Origin of the sequence: Halopseudomonas bauzanensis, from assembly GCF_900114735.1 — a bacterium.
GTDB lineage: Bacteria > Pseudomonadota > Gammaproteobacteria > Pseudomonadales > Pseudomonadaceae > Halopseudomonas > Halopseudomonas bauzanensis.
On sequence record NZ_FOUA01000001.1, the window covers coordinates 420,278 to 439,873 of the forward strand.

General features: G+C 60.6%; 19 protein-coding genes. 6 read left to right on the forward strand and 13 right to left on the reverse strand.

Translation table 11 applies throughout. From position 1 onward, the window contains the following. Positions 1-63: 63 nt before the first annotated feature. The gene (locus BM267_RS02000; protein ID WP_036988872.1) at positions 64-483 is read right to left on the reverse strand and encodes a CBS domain-containing protein; all 420 of its coding nucleotides are present in this window, start codon (positions 481-483) and stop codon (positions 64-66) included. 41 nt (positions 484-524) lie between these two features. Beyond that, the gene (purU, locus tag BM267_RS02005; RefSeq protein WP_074778160.1) at positions 525-1,376 is read right to left on the reverse strand and encodes a formyltetrahydrofolate deformylase; all 852 of its coding nucleotides are present in this window, start codon (positions 1,374-1,376) and stop codon (positions 525-527) included. A 345-nt stretch (positions 1,377-1,721) separates the two neighbouring features. Here purU and mvaT point away from each other — a divergent pair, with 345 nt between their 5' ends. Next, entirely contained in the window at positions 1,722-2,096 is a 375-nt protein-coding gene (gene mvaT, locus BM267_RS02010) for a histone-like nucleoid-structuring protein MvaT (protein WP_036988870.1), read from the forward strand. Between the two features lie 74 nt (positions 2,097-2,170). Here mvaT and sbcB read toward each other — a convergent pair whose 3' ends face one another. Next, positions 2,171-3,622: an exodeoxyribonuclease I gene (gene sbcB / locus BM267_RS02015; protein WP_074778158.1), complete on the reverse strand. Its 1,452-nt coding sequence runs from the start codon at positions 3,620-3,622 to the stop codon at positions 2,171-2,173. Between the two features lie 48 nt (positions 3,623-3,670). Continuing rightward, positions 3,671-4,072 carry a hypothetical protein gene (locus tag BM267_RS02020; protein ID WP_083392387.1) on the reverse strand — a complete coding sequence of 134 codons (402 nt, stop codon included), beginning with the start codon at positions 4,070-4,072 and terminating at the stop codon, positions 3,671-3,673. 372 nt (positions 4,073-4,444) lie between these two features. On the opposite strand from BM267_RS02020, the gene BM267_RS02025 reads away from it, so the two are divergent. Continuing rightward, positions 4,445-5,380, forward strand: coding sequence for a universal stress protein (locus tag BM267_RS02025; protein ID WP_074778156.1), 936 nt, complete (start codon positions 4,445-4,447; stop codon positions 5,378-5,380). Between the two features lie 208 nt (positions 5,381-5,588). Here BM267_RS02025 and BM267_RS02030 read toward each other — a convergent pair whose 3' ends face one another. The 3 genes from BM267_RS02030 to edd are packed head-to-tail and all read right to left on the reverse strand — an operon-like array spanning position 5,589 to position 8,784. Next, positions 5,589-6,230, reverse strand: coding sequence for a bifunctional 4-hydroxy-2-oxoglutarate aldolase/2-dehydro-3-deoxy-phosphogluconate aldolase (locus BM267_RS02030; RefSeq protein ID WP_074778153.1), 642 nt, complete (start codon positions 6,228-6,230; stop codon positions 5,589-5,591). Positions 6,231-6,247: 17 nt separating this feature from the next. Beyond that, positions 6,248-6,955, reverse strand: coding sequence for a 6-phosphogluconolactonase (pgl, locus tag BM267_RS02035; RefSeq protein ID WP_074778151.1), 708 nt, complete (start codon positions 6,953-6,955; stop codon positions 6,248-6,250). Then, positions 6,952-8,784, reverse strand: a complete 1,833-nt coding sequence (gene edd, locus BM267_RS02040; RefSeq protein ID WP_074778149.1) for a phosphogluconate dehydratase — start codon at positions 8,782-8,784, stop codon at positions 6,952-6,954. Before edd ends, pgl begins: the two co-directional genes overlap by 4 nt. Positions 8,785-8,887: 103 nt before the next feature. Here edd and pyk point away from each other — a divergent pair, with 103 nt between their 5' ends. Then, on the forward strand, positions 8,888-10,339 hold the full coding sequence (pyk, locus tag BM267_RS02045) for a pyruvate kinase (RefSeq protein ID WP_074778147.1): 1,452 nt from the start codon (positions 8,888-8,890) through the stop codon (positions 10,337-10,339). A gap of 118 nt (positions 10,340-10,457) precedes the next feature. Here pyk and BM267_RS02050 read toward each other — a convergent pair whose 3' ends face one another. Continuing rightward, positions 10,458-11,981 carry a fumarate hydratase gene (locus BM267_RS02050; protein WP_074778145.1) on the reverse strand — a complete coding sequence of 508 codons (1,524 nt, stop codon included), beginning with the start codon at positions 11,979-11,981 and terminating at the stop codon, positions 10,458-10,460. A 254-nt stretch (positions 11,982-12,235) separates the two neighbouring features. Between BM267_RS02050 and BM267_RS02055 the strand changes: the two genes are divergently transcribed. Further along, positions 12,236-13,363 (forward strand): GGDEF domain-containing protein, encoded by a 1,128-nt coding sequence (locus BM267_RS02055; protein WP_074778143.1) that lies wholly within the window; start codon positions 12,236-12,238, stop codon positions 13,361-13,363. A gap of 11 nt (positions 13,364-13,374) precedes the next feature. On the opposite strand, the gene BM267_RS02060 is transcribed toward BM267_RS02055, so the two are convergent. Beyond that, positions 13,375-14,532, reverse strand: a complete 1,158-nt coding sequence (locus tag BM267_RS02060) for a phospholipase D-like domain-containing protein (protein WP_074778141.1) — start codon at positions 14,530-14,532, stop codon at positions 13,375-13,377. A gap of 10 nt (positions 14,533-14,542) precedes the next feature. Then, positions 14,543-15,325 carry an oxygen-binding di-iron domain-containing protein gene (locus BM267_RS02065; RefSeq protein WP_036988853.1) on the reverse strand — a complete coding sequence of 261 codons (783 nt, stop codon included), beginning with the start codon at positions 15,323-15,325 and terminating at the stop codon, positions 14,543-14,545. 176 nt (positions 15,326-15,501) lie between these two features. On the opposite strand from BM267_RS02065, the gene BM267_RS02070 reads away from it, so the two are divergent. Both BM267_RS02070 and BM267_RS02075 read left to right on the forward strand, forming a co-directional pair. Then, positions 15,502-16,257 carry a GNAT family N-acetyltransferase gene (locus BM267_RS02070; RefSeq protein ID WP_036990088.1) on the forward strand — a complete coding sequence of 252 codons (756 nt, stop codon included), beginning with the start codon at positions 15,502-15,504 and terminating at the stop codon, positions 16,255-16,257. Next, positions 16,257-17,036 carry a lysophospholipid acyltransferase family protein gene (locus BM267_RS02075; RefSeq protein WP_074778139.1) on the forward strand — a complete coding sequence of 260 codons (780 nt, stop codon included), beginning with the start codon at positions 16,257-16,259 and terminating at the stop codon, positions 17,034-17,036. The genes BM267_RS02070 and BM267_RS02075 overlap by 1 nt, the downstream gene beginning before the upstream one ends. On the opposite strand, the gene BM267_RS02080 is transcribed toward BM267_RS02075, so the two are convergent. The 3 genes from BM267_RS02080 to BM267_RS02090 all read right to left on the reverse strand — a co-directional run bounded on the left by BM267_RS02080 (position 16,967) and on the right by BM267_RS02090 (position 19,562). Further along, entirely contained in the window at positions 16,967-17,608 is a 642-nt protein-coding gene (locus BM267_RS02080) for an acyl carrier protein phosphodiesterase (RefSeq protein ID WP_051610734.1), read from the reverse strand. The genes BM267_RS02075 and BM267_RS02080 overlap by 70 nt on opposite strands. Further along, on the reverse strand, positions 17,608-18,546 hold the full coding sequence (locus BM267_RS02085; RefSeq protein ID WP_074778137.1) for a coiled-coil domain-containing protein: 939 nt from the start codon (positions 18,544-18,546) through the stop codon (positions 17,608-17,610). Before BM267_RS02085 ends, BM267_RS02080 begins: the two co-directional genes overlap by 1 nt. 140 nt (positions 18,547-18,686) lie before the next feature. Next, positions 18,687-19,562 carry a LysR family transcriptional regulator ArgP gene (locus tag BM267_RS02090; RefSeq protein ID WP_036988851.1) on the reverse strand — a complete coding sequence of 292 codons (876 nt, stop codon included), beginning with the start codon at positions 19,560-19,562 and terminating at the stop codon, positions 18,687-18,689. Positions 19,563-19,596 lie beyond the last annotated feature (34 nt).

Consider the following 19,596-nt stretch of genomic DNA (forward strand, 5'->3'; position numbering starts at 1 on the left):
GCAGTGATAAAAGCCGCTCCCTTACAAGGTGCGGCTTTTATGTGAAAGGTAAAATCCCGTTTATCAGTTCTTTTTCGGTACTCCATGGTCGTTGAATGATTTCAACGCCAGCAACAAATCCCGCCGACTGATCTGTCCCACCAAGCGACCATGTTCCATGACCGGCAGGCGCCGCCGGTTCCGCTCGATAAAGTGTTCCGCCGCCTTGAGGATATTCGCATCGGCATCAATGGTCTCGACCACCTCACTCATGAACGAACCGACAGTACCGCCCGCCTCCTCGAAATAGCTGCCGCCGAGGATCGCCCGCAGACAGTCGCTTTCCGACAGCACTCCTACCAGATACCCCTGGGCATCCACTACAGATGCTCCGGATATCCGGTAGGTCAGCAACATATCGACGGCTTTGAACAGATCGGTATCCGGTGAAAAAGTCACCGGTTCGGTGTTCATATAGTCACGTACCTTCATTGACTTGAGCATGCCATGTACTCCCGCGAGGCGCGGTGCATGGCATATCAATATCAGCCAAACACCACGGTCTTGTTATCGTGAACCAGTACTCGGTCTTCCAAGTGATAGCGCAAACCGCGGGAAAGTACCATTTTTTCCACGTCTTTACCGAGCCGAACCATATCTTCCGCATTGTGCCGATGACTGATACGTACGACGTCCTGCTCGATGATCGGACCGGCATCCAACTCTTCGGTTACATAGTGGCAAGTTGCACCGATGAGTTTCACCCCCCGCTGCGCTGCCTGGTGATAAGGTCGTGCGCCGACAAAGGAAGGCAAGAAACTGTGGTGGATATTGATTACCCGCCGGGCGTATTGCTCACAGAGCTCAGCCGGAAGAATCTGCATATAACGCGCCAATACAATACAGTCGGCCTGTTGCTCATTCACCAACCGGGTAACTTCATCAAATGCCGGCTTCTTGTCCTTCGGATCGACTGGAACATGATGAAAGGGAATATCATGCCATTCGACCATGCTGCGCAGATCGTCATGATTGGAAATCACACTGGTTATTTCACAATCCAGCTCACCACTGTGGAAGCGGTGCAACAGATCCGCCAGACAATGGGACTCGCGGCTGGCCATCAACACCACTTTCTTGCGCTCAGCCGAATCACTCACCTGCCATTCCATCTGATATTCCGCAGCAATGGGTGCGAACACAGTACGCAGGCCATCGACATCGAAAGGCAATGAGTCGGCGCGAATCTCATGGCGCATGAAGAACCAGCCGGACAGGTTGTCCGAATGGTGATTGGCTTCGGTAATCCAGCCGTTATAAGTCGCCAGCAGGTTGCTGACCTTGGCCACAATCCCTACCCGGTCGGGGCAGGCGATTACCAGTCGAAAGGTACGCATCTAATCAACTCCAGATATCATAAAGCTCTGTTTCACTGCGCTCCGCGCCGCGTTGTCGCTCCGACTGTCTCGACAAGGCGAGGATGGCGTGAAAGCAGACCCCGAGGCAGGGCCCCAAAAGCGAGACATTCTACTCCTGACATGCGGAAATTTCAGCCGACACCGCGCTTTATCTCTGCATGTTCGCAATCAGATTCAATGAGTTCCTCTCGATACATAATAATTTGCTTGATCCATTAACAAAAAGTTGCCGTTAACCCGTCTTTAATACCTGCAACTTCTTGTGCATCCCGCCAGCGATAAACTATCATTACTTCACTTTCAATATTCACCGGGAGACACTAAATGTCCATGCTTCACGAATACCGCCAGATTGAAGATACCATTCGCGACCTGACCGCACGTCTGAACTCGCTGTCCAACGATGAAAAACTCAAGAAAGAACTTGAGTTCGAGAAAAAGCTGCAGGATCTGATGAAGCAGTACGGCAAGGAATCAGCAGATGTTGTTGCTCTTCTCAACCCGCAGAGCAAGCCAGCAGCCAGCAAAACGGCAAAGGCTCCGGCAGTTGCCAAGCGCGCACGCAAGGTTAAGCAATACAAGAACCCGAACACGGGTGAAACCATTGAAACCAAGGGCGGCAATCATAAAACTCTGAAAGCCTGGAAAGAGCAGTACGGCGCAGAGAAAGTGGAAAGCTGGGCTACTATTCTGGGCTAATTCCCCCGGAAGGTAGTGTCAGATAAAGAAAGCCCAGGCATTATTCCAGTGCCGGGGCTTTTCAATGAGTGATTTCAACCAGCCTTGAGTTTTTCAGCCAGTGTCAGGGCATGTTGACGCCATTGCCCGAGCAGCTCCCGCCCCGCATCATCCGTTTGCGCCAATGCCAACTCCAGATCCCGCATGAACTCCTCGAACGTCAGGGGTGCGCCCGCGAGCTGGCCACTGAGTTTCTGCTGACAGAAATTCAACCATTCTCCGGTTTCAGTCACGCTCAGTGAGTCGGGGAAGTTACGCGCGCGATAGCGTTTGAGCATATCCACCAGACGCTGATCTTTCAGTGGCCACTGGGCCGCAGTCAGTGCGGCGGCATCGGCTTCGCGTATAGCCGCAAGTAACCGGCGATCATCGTCCGCTGTAAAACCATCGTATAGCTGCGTCTCGGGATCGTTTTCAGTCTCTCCCGGCTTGCCCGACTGTGGTCGCTCGGCATAGATCGCCGCCAGCTTCTGCTGCCCTGCCACCCGCCATTGTGCCAGCCACCGGGCGCGCTCCCACTGCGTATCCATATCCAGTTGCAGCCGTTCGACGTCCTGCGCGCGAAGCACCTTGGCATCGGCCAGTACCGGGCACTTATTGACATGTACCAGCTTGAGGCCGGGCCGCTGTTCGCCGGCAGCCAACTCGTCAGTCCGCGTATAGAGTCGCCGGCACAGTTCATCGGCGGACAACTCCTGCAGCAGCTGCGGTTCCATTGCCAGGTCCCAGACAATCAAGGCATTGCGGTTGCGTGGATGCCAGCCCAGCGGCATGACCAACCCCAGACCACTGCGCTCCCGGCCAAAGCGGCCAGAAACATGAACCAGCGGTCGCAGCTGCTGCAGATCAATCAAGTCACCGACCCGGTGCTTGCTGCGCAGCGCATAGAGGTAGGCATACAGCCGTGGCTGCGCCTGCTTCAGCAGCCGGGCCATGGCGATGGTTGCCCGCACATCCGCCAGCGCGTCATGCGCCTGGCCATGGTCGATGCCATTCGCTGCGGTCAGCAGTTCCAGCCGCAGGCTGGTGAAGCCGTCCTGCTGCGGCCAATTGATACCCTCGGGGCGCAGCGCGTGGGCGGTACGCAGCGCATCCAGCAGGTCCCAACGGCTGTTACCACCTTGCCACTCCCGAGCGTAAGGATCGAAATAGTTGCGGTACAGGGAGAACCGCGTCATTTCATCGTCATAACGCAGGTTGTTGTAACCGGCGGTGCAGGTCCCCGGCTGCGCCATCTGCTCATGCAGCAGATGCATGAATTGCGCTTCCGGCAGCCCACGCAATGCCCGGGCGGGGTCGATGCCGGTAACCAGGCAGGCCATGGGATGGGGCAATATGTCATCGGCGATGCGGCAATCGATGCACAGCGGCTCGCCGATCTCGTTCAGCTCTTCATCCGTGCGGACACCCGCAACCTGCAACGGTCGATCGCGCCGTGGATCGATGCCGGTTGCCTCGAAGTCGTACCAGAATATGCTCTTGCTCATTGCAACTCCCCTGCTCTTGATGCCGGCAGGGTAACCTGTACCGCCGGGTCAGGCATCTTCGGCGTGCATGAACGTGAAATAATGCTGCAGCGCGCCAGCCAGGCTGGTGAACAGAGGCAGGTTGTCAACAATGCTGAATCCGGCATCATGGTGACCCGGCGTCAGGTCCGGCCGACACCAACGGCTGATGGCGCGGAATCTCTCTCGTTGCAGCCCTTCCCCGGTGACAGAAGGCAGATGCAGCTCCATGTCATATTGCACCCCCAGCATAACCGGCAAGGGGCTGATCAACATGAAGCCATTACATGACAGATTGCCCATCGAGCCCATGAAATTCCCGGTATGGCTGTTATACACGCTCAGATAAGCAGGCAGCTGATGCCGTGCAATCCGATGGTTGAACCGGTCGGATGAATCAGGCAACGCTCCGTGCTGAAACATACCCTGCATAGTCAATAATGCTCCTGTTCTTGATCAGCCCAAGAATGGGTTCTTCAGCCCATTGGTGCTCTTGCAGCGTTCCCGTATGCACTTCGACCACTGGAAGTGCAGCCAATCACGCAACAACCGGACGATGAATATCCGCTCGAGCAGGCATTTCGAAGAGAGTAAAGCTGAGTTCAGAATAGTTGAGCGCGTCATGTGGCTTCCTGCGCCGGCTCGTTCCTGGGAAAGGTGAGTACAGAATAGACCAGCCGCGACCGTAGGCCAAGCACCGGCTGAAAACGCCATGGCTGTCCGGCGGAGGATTGATCTGAATCAGCACTATACTGCTAAGAGTGGCTTAGGCTGAACCCACCAGAATCAACAGGGGTGCGCAACATGAATATTCAGCACATATTGGTAGTCATCGACCCGACCAGTGATACAGACCAACCCTGTCTGCGACGGGCCGAGCAGTTGGCCGAATACTATCCCGCGGTCCGCTTCACCCTGTTCATGAGTGATTACATTCCCGCGCTGAATGGCGGCATGCTGTTCGATACCGATGCCCTGGCCAAAGCGCGCAGTACGTTGCTCGGCCACCGGGAGCAGAGTCTCGCCCGGCTAGCCGAGCCCCTGCGTAACAAGGGCTGTACCGTCAACACCACAGTGGTCTGGGGTAAGCGCTATGAAAGGCACATTCTGCGCGCCATTCACGAACAACAGCCGGACCTGGTGCTCAAGACGACCCATCACCACAATCTCCTCAAGCGTCTGGTATTGACCAATGCCGACTGGTATCTGATCCGCCATTGCCCGGCGCCGCTGTGGCTGGTGAAGCAGCCGGAAAACGGACTGAAAGCCATTGGTGTCAGTGTCGATCCTCTGCATGAAGCCGACAAGCCCGCCGCCCTTGATTACAAGCTACTGACCACGGGCCGGGCGCTGGCGGCGAATACGGGCGCCCAGGTACACGCTATCCATTGTTATAACCCCTTGCCTCACACCCTGGCGTTCGATACCGGGTTGGTCGCGGATTACGACGGTTACGCCACTCAGGTGCAACAGCACCATATGGAAGCCTTCCGCGAATTTTCCGCCCAGACGGGCATGGGTGAGAACGAACAGCATCTGCTGCGGGGCTATCCAGAACAGGCGATCCCGGACTTCATCGCTCAGCAGGCTATCGACCTCCTGGTGATGGGTGCCATTTCCCGTTCACGCATAGAGAGCGCATTGGTCGGGCATACCGCCGAGCGGTTGTTGGATGAGGTGCCCTGCGATGTACTGATCGTCAAGCCGAATGGTTTTGTGGATCCGTCAAAGCCGGTTTGAACTCGGTGCCTGGGAAGCGTTGATCATTGCAAAAACTCGCAGGCGCGTTCGGGTACCGCCTACAGCGGACCGTCGGTTGCCAGGGATGGCAACCGCGAGCATACAGGGACGTACTTGCTGCGTGTCCGCTGTAGGCGGTACCCGAATGCGCGAACTCATGAATCCTCTCTGATCAACGCTTCCCGCTCAGCCTCTTCATTACCTCCCCTCAAGCAACCCCGGTAAACTCCCTGCACAATCGCGTAATCCCATCCCAATCCCCCGCCTTCACCATCTCCGCGGGTGCCATCCAGGTGCCGCCGGTGGCCATGACATTGCCCAACGCCAGATAGTCCGGCAGGGTTGCCGGGGTGATGCCGCCGGTGGGGCAGAATTGCACATCGTGGAAGGGGCCGGCGAAGGCGCGCAATAACGCGACGCCGCCACAGACTGCCGCCGGAAACACCTTGAAATGGCGATAACCCAGGCGGTATCCCATCATGATTTCCGACGCGGTGGCAATGCCCGGCAGCAGCGGCACGGGGCTGTCGAGCCCCAGGGTCAGCAGCTCCTGTGTCGACCCTGGGCTGACCACAAACTGCGCTCCCGCATCCAGCACCGACTGGAACTGCCGCCCATCCAGTACGGTACCGGCGCCCACGCATAACTCCGGACGCTGCGCCGTGAGCAGGCGAATGGCGGCCAGCGCCAGGGGCGTACGCAGGGTGATTTCAAGGTTGGTCACGCCACCGGCGGCAAGGGCATCAGCCAGCGGCAATACATCCTCCTCGCGCTGGATGCTGAGTACCGGCAGGATGCGTTGTCCGGTAAAGATCCGCTCAAGGGTTTGAGTGTTTTCAGTCAATCTCATTCAAGGTTCCGGAAGCCTCAGGGGCTGTAGAAAATATCCATGGGTGGCGACAGGAAGGCAGCGATCGGTAGCGCCAACGGGTTTGCCGCGCCCAGCGCGCTAGCCAATTGCTGATGCTTATCCTCGCCACTGACCACCAGCATCTTGTTGCGCGCACGGTTGATAACCGCCGCCGTCATGCTCAGGCGCGGCAGGCGTTCACCCGCCTCCGGCACGGCAATGCATAACTCCGGGTGCTGTTCAGACAGATAATCACCCAGCTTTGGCATATGCGGAAAAAGTGAGGCGGTATGCCCGTCCGGGCCCATGCCCAGCACGATCACATCCAGCGGCAGCAGGTTAACGAGCATATTGTGACAGTACTGCGCATCGCTTTGCAGTGATTGTCCCTGATACGTCGGCAGCCAGGTGGCCCGCTGCAATACCTGTGGCATGCAGCGCTGGATCAGACCCGCATTGCTCTGTTCATGTTCCGCGGGCACCCAGCGCTCATCGACCTGCGTGATGGTAACCTTTTCCCAATCGAAATCGGCCTGCTCCAGGCGCCGCAGAAAGCGCTCCGGGCCACGCCCGCCGGACAGCGCCAGACTGGCTTGCCCGCGCTGCTCAATGGCGTCGCCTAACAACGCCAGGATGCGCTTGGCGACCGCCTCGGCCTGCTGCTCGGGCCCATCGGCAGCGTGCCAATCGAGGCTCCGTGATACTGCCTGTTGTTCTGCGGTCATGTTGCACCTCCATCAGCCTGAATCAGACTGTCAGTAAAGCAGCTCGCCCCCTGCTCTGCCGCGCTGGCAGTTGTGCGGGCGAAGGCAAAGAGCTCTCGGCCCCAGCCGCGGCGGACCGGCTCGGCATGCACGGCCGGCGTACGGGCCTGCCATTCGGCTTGATCAACCTGTACTTGTAGGGTCCCATTGACGGCATCAAGTTCCAGCAGATCACCGTCGCGCAGGTAGGCGATAGGTCCACCGTTATGGGCCTCGGGCGTCAGGTGAATCGCCGCCGGCACCTTGCCGGATGCACCAGACATACGCCCGTCGGTCACCAGCGCCACCTGCAGGCCGCGATCCTGCAACACTCCCAGATAGGGCGTGAGCTTGTGCAGCTCCGGCATGCCATTGGCCGCCGGCCCCTGGAAACGTGCGACCACGATCACATCACTCTGGAATTCATCCCGCTGAAAAGCGTCGACGAAAGCCTCCTGGCTATCGAAGATCCGGCACGATGCACTGACCCGCCAATACTCGGGTTGCACTGCGGAGACTTTGATCACGCTGCGCCCCAGATTACCTTCCAGCAGTCGCAGACCGCCGTCAGCGCTGAACGGCGTCTGGCGGCTGCGCAAGACACTTTCATCCAGGCTGGCTGCTGGGCCGTCGCGCCAGCTCAGGCGCCCGTCCGTCAATACCGGCTCGCGGGTATAGCGCTGCAGTCCCGGGCCGGCAATAGTATTTACATCGGCATGCAGCAAGCCGCCGTCGAGCAGTTGGGCAAACAGGTAGGCGCTGCCACCAGCGGCCTGGAAGTGGTTAACATCGGCTTGGCCGTTGGGGTAAATACGCGCCAGGGTCGGTACGACTTCCGACAGCAGCGCCATGTCGGTCCAGTTCAGCTGCAGCCCGGCGCACTGGCCGATGGCAATCAGATGCAGCGTCAGGTTGGTCGAACCGCCGGTGGCCAGCAGCATGACCAACGCGTTGACCAGCGCGCGCTCATCCAGAATCGAGGCCATGCTGCCCTCGCCCGCCCGCGCCAGCCGGGCCGCCTGCTCCGCCACATGAACCGTCAGGGCGTCGCGCAGCGGCGTGCCGGGATTGATGAAGGACGCGCCCGGTAGCTGCAACCCCATGGCCTCCAGCAGCATCTGATTAGTATTGGCGGTGCCGTAGAAGGTGCAGGTGCCGGGCGCGTGGTAAGCCTTGCTTTCCGCGTCCAGCAACTCTTCGCGAGTCGCCAGCCCTTCGGCATAGCGCTGTCGCACCTTGGCCTTCTCGCTGTTGGGCAGCCCGGAAGGCATCGGCCCGGCGGGTACGAACAGGATCGGCAGATGACCAAAGCGCAGCGCGCCCATCAACAGCCCCGGCACTATCTTGTCGCAGATGCCCAGGCACAAGGCGGCATCGAACATGTTGTGCGACAGGGCGATAGCCGTGCCCATGGCGATCACATCGCGGCTGACCAGAGACAACTCCATCCCCGGCTCGCCCTGGGTGATGCCGTCACACATGGCCGGCACCCCACCAGCGACCTGTCCGGTGGCGCCGAAGGCGCGCAGCGCGGCGCGGATCTGCGCAGGAAAAGTCTCATAGGGCTGGTGGGCGGAGAGCATGTCGTTATAGGCCGTTACCATGCCGATATTGACCTCGTCGACCATCCGCAGGCGGTCCTTGTCCCCCGCCGGACACCCGGCCATACCGTGGGCGAAGTTGCTGCAGGACAGATCACGGCGCCCGCGGGGTCGGGCTGCCGCAGTAGCCATCTGCTGCAGATAGGCCGTCCTAGACAGCCGACTGCGTTCAACCAGCTGCTCGGTAACCTCGATAACTCGCGGGTGCATGCATTTCTCCTGTCAGACCAGTGTCATAGCGGCTTCTGCCTGTCATACATAGAGCGTATGATCTATTGTAAGCCACTGAAATGTAACTGAAGGGAAAACATTCATGACCCTGCGCCGTACCAAGATTGTCGCCACCCTCGGACCTGCCAGCAGCACTCCGGAACGTATCGAAGCCCTGATCAAGGCCGGCATGAACGTCGCCCGCCTGAACTTCTCCCACGGCACCCATGACGAGCACCGCGCCCGGGCGCAACTGGTACGCGATATCGCCGCGCAACAGGGCACCCACGTTGCTTTGCTGGGCGACCTGCAGGGACCGAAGATTCGGATTGCCCGTTTCAAGGACGGCAAGATTCACCTGAACGTCGGCGACAAGTTCCGCCTGTCCACCAGCCATCCGCTGGATGAGGGCAACCAGGACGTGGTGGGCATCGACTACCCCCAACTGGTGTCGGATTGCCGCGCCGGGGACGAGTTGCTGCTCGATGATGGCCGTATCGTTCTGCAGGTGGATAGCATTACCGCGGACGAGGCCCAGTGCACCGTGACCGCTGGTGGCGCCCTGTCCAACCACAAGGGCATCAACCGCCGCGGTGGTGGCCTGTCCGCCGCCGCGCTCACCGACAAGGACCGCGCCGACATCGTGCTGGCCGCCGAGCTGCAGATGGAATACGTCGCCGTCTCCTTCCCCCGTGATGCCAAGGACATGGATCAGGCCCGTGCATTGCTGACCGACGCGGGCTCCCATGCCTGGCTGGTGGCCAAGATCGAACGCGCCGAAGCGGTGGCTGACGAAGCCGCGCTGGATGGCCTGATCGACGCCAGTGACAGTGTGATGGTCGCCCGTGGTGACCTGGGTGTGGAGATCGGTGATGCTGAGCTGGTGGGTATCCAGAAGATCATCATTGCCCGTGCCCGGCGCAAGAACAAGACCGTGATCACCGCCACCCAGATGATGGAATCGATGATCAGCAGCCCGCTACCGACCCGTGCGGAAGTCTCCGACGTGGCCAACGCCGCACTGGATTACACCGATGCAGTGATGCTGTCGGGCGAGACCGCCGCCGGCGACTTCCCGGTGGAAACGGTCGCAGCCATGGATCGTATCTGCCGCGGCGCGGAGAAGAATCCGACCAACCAGCTGTCGGGTCACCGTCTGCATATGGAATTCGACCGCTGCGACGAAACCATTGCCCTGGCCGCAATGTACGCAGCCAACCACTTCCCGGCGGTCACTGCGGTGATCACCCTGACCGACAGCGGCTATACCCCGCTGATCATGTCGCGGATCCGCTCGCACCTGCCGATCTACGCTCTGTCACCCCACGCCCAGACCCTGGGGCGGGTGGCACTAATGCGCGGCGTGCAGAGTATTGCCTTCAACCCGGCCGAAGTCCCGGCCACTGAAGTGAATCAGCATGCGGTGAACAAGTTGCTGGAGCTGGGACATGTCAAACCGGGGGATTGGGTAGTACTGACCAAGGGCGACGTCTACAACTCGCGCGGTGGCACCAACTCGATGAAGCTGCTGCATGTGGGAGAACAGCTCGTCTGATGACGAGCTGTTTCAGCTGAGAGCAGAGCGCTCTCGGCATGATTTCTGTGGGGGCGGCCAAGGCCGCTCCTACAACTGGCCTGCCCCACAGGGGGCAGACCATACTTACTTCTGATGCTTACTGCACTTCCACCGCCAGGCTGTCGGCGATCTTCTGCTTCCAGATCTGCGGGCCGGTGATATGCACTGACTCACCGCTGCTGTCCACCGCTACGGTGACCGGCATGTCCTGCACGTCGAACTCGTAGATCGCTTCCATGCCCAGCTCCGGGAAGGCCAGCACCTTGGCTTTCTTGACCGCCTGGGAGACCAGGTAGGCAGCGCCACCGACGGCCATCAGATACACCGCCTTGTTGTCCCTGATCGCCTCGATGGCGATGGGGCCACGCTCGGACTTGCCGATCATGCCCAGCAGACCGGTCTGCTCCAGGATCTGGCGGGTGAACTTGTCCATGCGCGTTGCGGTGGTCGGGCCAGCCGGTCCAACGACCTCATCACGTACCGGGTCTACCGGACCGACGTAGTAGATAAAGCGGCCCTTCAGATCTACCGGCAGCTCTTCGCCCTTGTTCAGCATGTCGACCATGCGCTTGTGTGCGGCATCGCGACCGGTCAGCATCTTGCCCGACAGCAGCACGGTTTCACCGGTCTTCCAGGTCTGTACTTCTTCCGGGGTCAGGGTGTCCAGATTGGCGCGGCGTACGCCGGTGCCCACTTCCCAGGTGATGTCCGGGTAGGCGTCCATGGGCGGCGGCGCGAGTTCGGCCGGACCGCTGCCGTCCAGCACGAAATGCGCATGGCGGGTGGCAGCACAGTTGGGGATCATGCACACCGGCAGGCTGGCAGCATGCGTTGGATAATCCATGATCTTGATGTCCAGCACCGTGGTCAGGCCGCCGAGGCCCTGGGCACCGATGCCCAGCGCGTTGACCTTGTCCATGATTTCCAGGCGCAGCTCCTCGACGCGATTCTGCGGGCCACGCTTGCGCAGCTCGTGAATATCGATCGGGTCCATCAATGATTCCTTGGCCAGCACCGCAGCTTTTTCCGCAGTACCGCCAATACCGATGCCGAGCATACCTGGCGGGCACCAGCCGGCGCCCATGGTCGGTACCGTGTTGACGACCCAATCAACGATCGAGTCGGAGGGGTTGAGCATGACCATCTTCGACTTGTTCTCGGAGCCGCCGCCCTTGGCCGCAACATGGAATTCGACGGTATCGCCGGGTACCAGTTGATAGTGGATTACCGCCGGCGTATTGTCCTTGGTGTTGGTGCGTTTGCCCGCCGGGTCGGCGAGAATCGAGGCACGCAGCACGTTTTCCGGCAGCTGATAGGCACGCCGCACGCCTTCGTTGATCATGTCATCGATACCCATGGTGGCACCGTCCCAACGGACGTTCATGCCCACCTTGACGAACACGGTCACGATGCCGGTGTCCTGGCAGATCGGCCGATGGCCGGTGGCGCACATGCGCGAGTTGATCAGGATCTGCGCCATGGCATCGCGCGCCGCCGGAGACTCTTCACGCTGGTAGGCTTCGTGTACGGCCTGGATGAAGTCTACGGGGTGGTAATAGGAGATGTATTGCAGCGCATCGGCAACGCTCTGGATCAGATCATCTTGCTTGATTACGGCCATTCTCGGACAGGCTCCTCTATAGGCTTGCTGGCCGCAGACGTGCCAATCGAGGCAGTGCGACCAGATTCACGGAATGCTTGGGCCGGGCCGACAACCCCCGGCTGAGTGAAAGCAGGCGACAAAGTATACCCGAGCTTGCGAATCCGGGTCAGCCGTTCAGCTGATAGCTTTGCGCTATAACAGGAGCAAGCCCTAGGCAAACGATGCGGGGGCCGCTAAAGTGATATCAGTAAGCCACCATACAAGAAGACGCAATGATTGAAAGGGAATTTGACCGTCAGGCCCGGGACCAGGCGCTCCGCCTGCAGCGCTTCTTTCTGGCCCAGTGGGTTTATGGCATCACCTATGTCGTGATCGCAGTGACCTGGGCCACCGGTGCCTATATTGGCAGTCTGGGCATGGCCCTGAGTCATTATGGATTCGGCGTAGCTACCCAGGCGGTCTTCTTCGTCATGTTCCGCACAAACTTCAACCTGCGCTTCAAGGACCCCAGCCTGACCAGTCCGCAGATCATCGTCGCCTTGCTGCTGCAGACCTACCTGCTGGCGATGGTCGGTCCGATCCGCGGCATCATATTGGCCGCTTATTGCCTGATCCTGCTGTTCGGCGTGTTTCAGCTGTCACGCATTGCCTATCTGGCCCACGCGGCGTTCGCCCTGGCCTGCTATGGCGGCCTGATCATTCTCAACCAGCAGTTGGATATCTATCCGCAGACGCTGTCCATTGCTCTGCTCGAATGGTTCGTGCTGGCCTGCTTCATGTTGTGGCTGACCATTCTCGGTAGTTACATCCGGGAGCTGGGCGAGCGTTTGCAGCGCCGCCACAGCACCCTGCAGCAACACCAGCAATCGCTGCGCAGCATGATGGACGAACTACAGAACCTGGCGACCACCGACGTGCTCACCGGCCTGCCCAACCGCCGGCATTTTCTTGACGAGGCGCAGCGCCGCATGACGTTGCAGCGCGACGGCCAGACGCTCGGGCTGGCATTGATCGATCTGGATCATTTCAAGCGTATCAATGATCTGTATGGCCACTCAGCCGGGGATGAGGTGCTTCAGGGCTTTGCCCGGATCGCCCGGGCCAATCTGCGGGGCGAAGATATGGTGGCACGTTTTGGTGGCGAGGAGTTCGTACTGCTGTTGAGCAACTGCGATCTGTCGTCCCTGCAGCATTGCGTGGAGCGCATCCGTCTGAACCTGGCGCGCACCTCTTTTCCTTCCCTGCCTGATGAAGTGTATTGCACCTTGTCTGCCGGGCTCTGCCTGATTCAACCTGAAGACAGTCTCGAACTGCGGATCAGCCAGGCCGACGAAGCACTCTATCGGGCCAAAGCCGGCGGTCGCAACTGCTCACAGACGCACCAGGACGCCTATGCCTGACGCCCACCGATTTAGCGCCTGACATCCAGCCCGGATGCCACCGCGCGGTTGATAGTGCCCCACAGCCGGATCTTCAATCGGTGATACCACGGCAGCGCCTGCCAGTCGGCCAGGGTCCACTCTCGCGATTCGGCGAAATCGACGGCGAAGCTTTCTTCCACCGCTCGAGTCATGCCGCTGTCGACGATGTTCTGGTTGGCTTCCAGGTTCCAGTGCAGCGTCCAGTGATCAAAGTTCGACGAACCCAGGCTGACCCAATCGTCCACCAACACGGTCTTGAGATGCAGAAACCGCGGCTGATATTCAAAGATGCGGATACCCGCAGCCAACAGCCGCTTGTAATAACGCTGGCCGGCGTAGCGCACCGCCGGGTGGTCAGTGACTTCGCCGCACAACAGCAAACGCACATCCACGCCCCGTCGGGCAGCGTCCATCAAGGCCCGGCGAATACGCCGGGTCGGCGCGAAATACGGAGTGGCCAGCCATACCTGCCGCTGCGCCCGGGCGATACTGGCCAGCAGCGCCTGCACCAGCTCTCGGTGGGTGCGGCCGTCGGTCAGCGACACCCGCGCCCACCCCTGCCCTGTCGGCGGGTGCGGCGGCAGGCGTACACGGCGCAGGCGCGCCGGTTGCCGACCACTGCGCCGTTCGGTTGCCAACCATTGCTGTTCGAATACCTCCAGCCAGTCGGCCACCACCGGGCCGCCTACCTCCAGCATCTGCTCATGCCAGAGACAGCGCCCTCCAGGATCGGGAATGCAGAACTCATCGGTAAAGCCGGCGCCACCAATGAACACGATGCGCTGGTCGACGATGAGCAACTTGCGATGATCACGGTGCAAATTGGATCGACCACCCAGCAGGTTGAGCGGGTTATAGAAACGCAACTCCACCCCACCCTGAATCAGCCGTTCGCGATCGGCTTCCGCCAACTCGCGGCTGCCGAGACTGTCGAAGCGGCAGCGGACCCGCACACCACGCGCCGCCGCCCGTACCAGTATTTCAGTCACCTTATCGGTACTGTGACCGGATTCCACAAGGTAGAGCTGAATATCGATACTGGTGCGCGCCTGCTCCATGGCCTGCAACATCTTCGGAAAGAAGCAGTCCCCATCCATCATGAGTTCGAAGGTATTGCCTTCACGCCAGGGATAGATCGGGTTCGCCATGCGTCAGGTCTCAGGGTATCTGGTAGTCGTCCTGTTCCATCAGATCCATGCCACATTCAAGCTGGCTGATCCAATCGAGAAACTCCCTGATCATAGCAGCCCCGATAAACGGCCGACCATGTTGCGGCACGATCATCTGCGGCTGCAGTCGCAGGATCATGTTGGCCCAGAGCCGACAAGCCTTGTTGCCGGCCATGTAACGCCGATGGAAGCTTTCCATGGTGGGAATGTGGGCGGTGAAATCGCTGACCGGCTCCGCGTCATCCACCAGCGATGCGCCCATGTCGCCGGAAAACAGGATGCCACTGACCGGGTCATAGAACTGCAGGTTACCCACCGAATGCAGAAAGTGCGCGGGCAGCGCCTTGATCACACATTGGCCCAGGGGAATATTCTGCCCCCGGTCGGGCACTGCGATCATGCGTTCCGTGGTACTCATGCCCGACGCTTTAGCCAAAAAGGCCGCGGACAGGTGCGGCAGAAAGCGTGCCCACAATTTGGAACAGACGACCTTGCAGCCGGTATGGAGAAACCACTTGTCCAACGAAGCGATAATGTCCGGGTCCTGGTGCGAGGCGAACACGTAAGTCAGGTCGCGCACCACGATATGCCGGCTCAGCGCCAGGGACAGTGGCATATAGGTCAGGTCACCGCCCGGATCGAGCAATGCATGCTGATCATGATCGATGATCAGGAACTGGTTGGACTGCACGCCATCGCCGGTCACCAATTGATCGAAACACAGCACCTTGTGTACGCCGTTATCGAACAGCACCCTGGGGGTACTCGACATTTCAACTCCTTGTCTTGAATCTTGCGGGCCGTCTTTATAGGCGACGCGCGCCAGCCTCGTGCTGATCTGGATCAAACTCCCTGCAGTGTCACCCAACCGACATCAACCAGTCACTTTCGTGACATGGCTATTGATCAGCATGGTGGCACGAAATGGATGCTGCGCTGGAGGTAACGATGATGGGTATGGCACAGGCAACAGATCAGATCAATCAGACCCCATTGGTAGTCGAGCTGACCACCGAGCCCGCCGCGATCAGGGAGGCGCAGGCGCTACGCTACGCCATCTTCAGCGAGGAATGTGGCGCCAGACTGGAGAGCTCGGTGCCCGGGCTGGATCATGATGCCTTTGACAGTCACTGCGAGCACCTGCTGGTGCGCGAGCGCAGCAGCGGCCAGGTGGTGGCCACTACCCGCTTGCTTGACAGCCACGGCGCCTCCCGGGCCGGCGGTTTCTACAGCGAGGGTGAGTTTCACCTGGTGGGGCTGGAGTACCTGCGCGGGCCGATCCTGGAAATCGGTCGCACCTGCGTGCATGCCGACTACCGTAACGGCAGCACCATCGCCGTGCTCTGGTCGGGCCTGGCGCAGCTGATGAATGAGCGCAATTACAGCTTCCTGATGGGCTGCGCCAGCATCGGCATGGGCGATGGCGGCATTCAGGCCCATGCCATCATGCAACGGCTGCGGGAACGTCATCTCAGCCGAGAATGGCTGAATGCCGTACCCCGCCTGCCGCTGGCCGAACAGCACCTGCCCGCCAACGTCACCGCGCAGCTGCCACCGCTGCTCAAGGCCTATATGCGCCTGGGCGCGAAAATCTGCGGCGAGCCCTGCTGGGACCCGGCATTCAATGTCGCCGACCTGTTCATTCTGTTGCAACGCGAGCAGCTGTGCCCGCGCTACGCCCGGCATTTCAAGGCGGTCAGTTGATGGCAACCTGGCGCCGCCTGTGGCGAGCACCGCTGATAGCGCTGTGGGTGCTGCTCGGTATGCTGCTGACAGCCCTGTTGCAGCTGTTGCCCGGCCGCTGGCGGGAACCACCACGCCAGGCTATTACCCGCTGGTGGATGCGCTGTCTGCTCCGCCTGTTGCCGCTGCATATTCGCTACCACGGGCAACCGGCGGCTGGCACGGCGCTATGGGTCGGCAATCATGTGTCCTGGGTGGATATCATTCTGCTCGGCGCCCGGGCGCCGGTTCGTTTCCTGGCCAAAGCCGAGGTGCGCCAATGGCCGCTGCTGGGATGGCTGGCAGACCGGGCGGGTACGGTCTTCATCCATCGCGGCCAGGCCGCCAGTCTCAATCAGCGCCTGGGCGATGTCCTGCAGCGGGGCCACAACCTGATGATTTTCGCCGAAGGCACTACCACGGCGGGTGACCGGGTGCGCACCTTCCATGGTCGCCTGTTCGGTTGTGCCATCGAACAACACCTGCCCATCCAGCCGGTTGCCCTCGCTTACCGCAATCATGGGCAACGGGACACTATCGCCCCCTTCATTGATGATGACGAATTCTCCCGCCATCTGTGGCGTTTGCTGGGCGCAGCGCGTATCGACGTCGATGTGCACTTCCTGCCTTTGATCGACAGTCACACCCTGGGCCGCAACGAGCTCGCCCGCAGCGCCCGCCAGGCAGTGATTCAGGCGCTGGGGCTGGAAGAGGACAGTAGCAACTGCCAATCGGTCGACTCGCTGAGAGCCGCCGCCTGAGCGTCGGCAAAGGCAATCACCTCGGGCATGAACTCCAGAAAGTCAGCCTCGAAATCCGAGTAATCCCGCTCCAGTTCGCTGACCGCCCCTGGCAGGCGGTTTTCCGGGCGCAGGCGCCGGGCCATGTTGTCCAATGCCTGGTGCAGATTCTGCAGCTCCGCATAACTGCCCAGCCAGTCCTGCTCGGCCATGCGCACCAGCACAATCCGTGCCCGCTCCGGCATCAGCGCCTGCTGGGCCAGCACCGCCTGCTGGTACATGCGGGCGGTGAACATGGCCAGGGACTGGTCGGCAAATTGCGCCCAATGGCGGGCCAGCAGATGGTCATAGAACATGTCGACCATGATGCCGGCGTAGCGGCGCCGCTCACCACTGACCCGCGCCTTGCTGCGCAGCACCAGCGGATGGCGATCGGTGAAAGCATCGATGCGCCGATGCAACCAGATGCCCTGGCGCACCCGGTCCGGCAGGGTCATGGCAGCCACCGGCCCCTTGACGAAATCACCCAGCAACCCACCCAGCGCCTGTTGCGGATCGTCCGGTCCCAGGCGCAGATGAGCCAGGAAGTTCATCAGCGCTGCCCCAACTGCTGCTGCAGATTACCGAGCTGGTTGCGCAATGTGGAAATGGTGCGATTGGTCTGCAGGCGGAAGCTGTCGATCGCCCGCAGTGACTCTTCGGTGCTGGCCAGCCGCTCCTCGATTTCACTGCGCAGCACCAGCATCTCCTGCTCGACATTGGCCCCGGATGATGCTTGCAGCAATGCCTCCAGTTCGCCGCGCTGACGGGCCAGTTCGCTATCCTGCTCCGCCAACCGGCGCTCCAGCTGGGCCAATGCCTGCAGTTGCTCGCTGGCCTGCTGCAGATCGCTGCGCAGGGCGGCCTGCGCCGTATTGGCCGATTCGGTCTGCTGGGCCAACTCGGTCAATGCCTGCTGCTGTTGTTCAAGCTGCTCACCGAGCATGCTGGCCAGCCCGTCGAGCGCCGTCATCTGTTCCACTCGGGCCGCATCGGCCTGTTGCAAAGCCTGCATCCTCCGTTGTTGCTGCTGCAAGCTGTCTTGCTGGCTCTGCAGTTCGTCCTGCTGAGTCTGCTGGGTCGCCGTCAGTTGCTCCACCCGCTGCTCCAGCTTGTTGAGTTGCTGTACCAGGTTCTGCTCATTCTGGCTCAGGCTGGATTCGGTCGCGACCACCTTGCCGCTGATATCCTGCAGTCGGCCCGCCGCTTCCTCACTGATCCGCGCAAAGCTTTCCTGGGTCGCCACCAGTTGCCGCTGCAGACGGCTCTGCTGCTGGTGACTCCAATAACCCAGCCCGACCAGAGCAATCAACAGACTCAGACATACCGCCCAGAGCGCGCCATTGCGCTGGCGACGGGGCGGTGGTTCGCGCACCGCCCGTACCACTGGCGGCTCCGCTGGGTTGCCGCGGCGCGCGCCCGGTTGCGCGGTTACCCGATCCTCATCGGTTGCGCGAATTCCCGGGACGTCCCGGATATCATCATCACCCATAAAATCCCCTGTTGCCCTCAACCCGCTCTGGACTCTGTCGCTTTCGGAGGCACCGAGTTCCTCTCCGGCCTTGGCATTTTTCACCACTGCCTATTCTGCGCGCTGTGGAACGGCCTGACCACCCGTGCCCGCCTCTGGGGTCAGTGCAGCACCGTGCGTGCCAACTGGTGGGTCAAGGCCTCCAGCAATCGTCCGCCGTTGCGCCAATAATGCCAGTACAGCGGTACCTCCACCTGATTGCCGGGCAGGAGCTCCTGCAGCCTGCCGGCGGCCAACTCGGAGCGGATTTGCAAGGCCGGTACCAGGCCCCACCCCAATCCCGAGTCGATCAGCCGCACGAACCCCTCCGACGAGGGGCATAAATGATGCGGAAACCGCTCGGTAAATCCGCAGCCGGCCAGAAACCGATGCTGCAACTGGTCATCGGGACCGAAGACAATTGCCGGGGCCCGACGCAGCGCCGCTGGAGTGATGCCTTCAGCAAAGTGCCGCGCCATGAAGGCGGGACTGGCCACCGCCAGATAGCGCATACTGCCCAACGATAAGGAACGCGCGCCCGCCACCGGTTGCTCCGTTGCGCAGACACAACCGGCCACCTCACCGGCGCGCATGCGGCGCAGTCCTACATCCTGATCATCTACCAGCAATTCCAGCAGCAGATTCTGCGCTTCGCACAGATCGGCCACCGCATCGGCCCACCAGGTTGCCAGACTGTCCGCATTCAGTGCTATACGCAATCGCGGGGCGGCATCAGTTTCGCTATCCATGGGCACATCCCGCTGCAGATCACGCTCGAGCAAGCGCACCTGCTGCACATGGTTGAGCAGTTTCCTGCCGGTCTCGGTCGGCGCTGGCGGCACAGCCCGCAGCAGAACCGGCGCCCCTACCCGTGATTCCAGCAGTTTAATGCGTTGGGATACCGCCGATTGGGACAGCCCCAACGCCCGCGCGGCCCGCTCGAAGCCACCCTCCTCCACCACGGCGGCCAGCGCTTGCAACAGCTTGTAATCGAGCATGAGTAATTTTTATATCCCATCAGCAATATTTGTT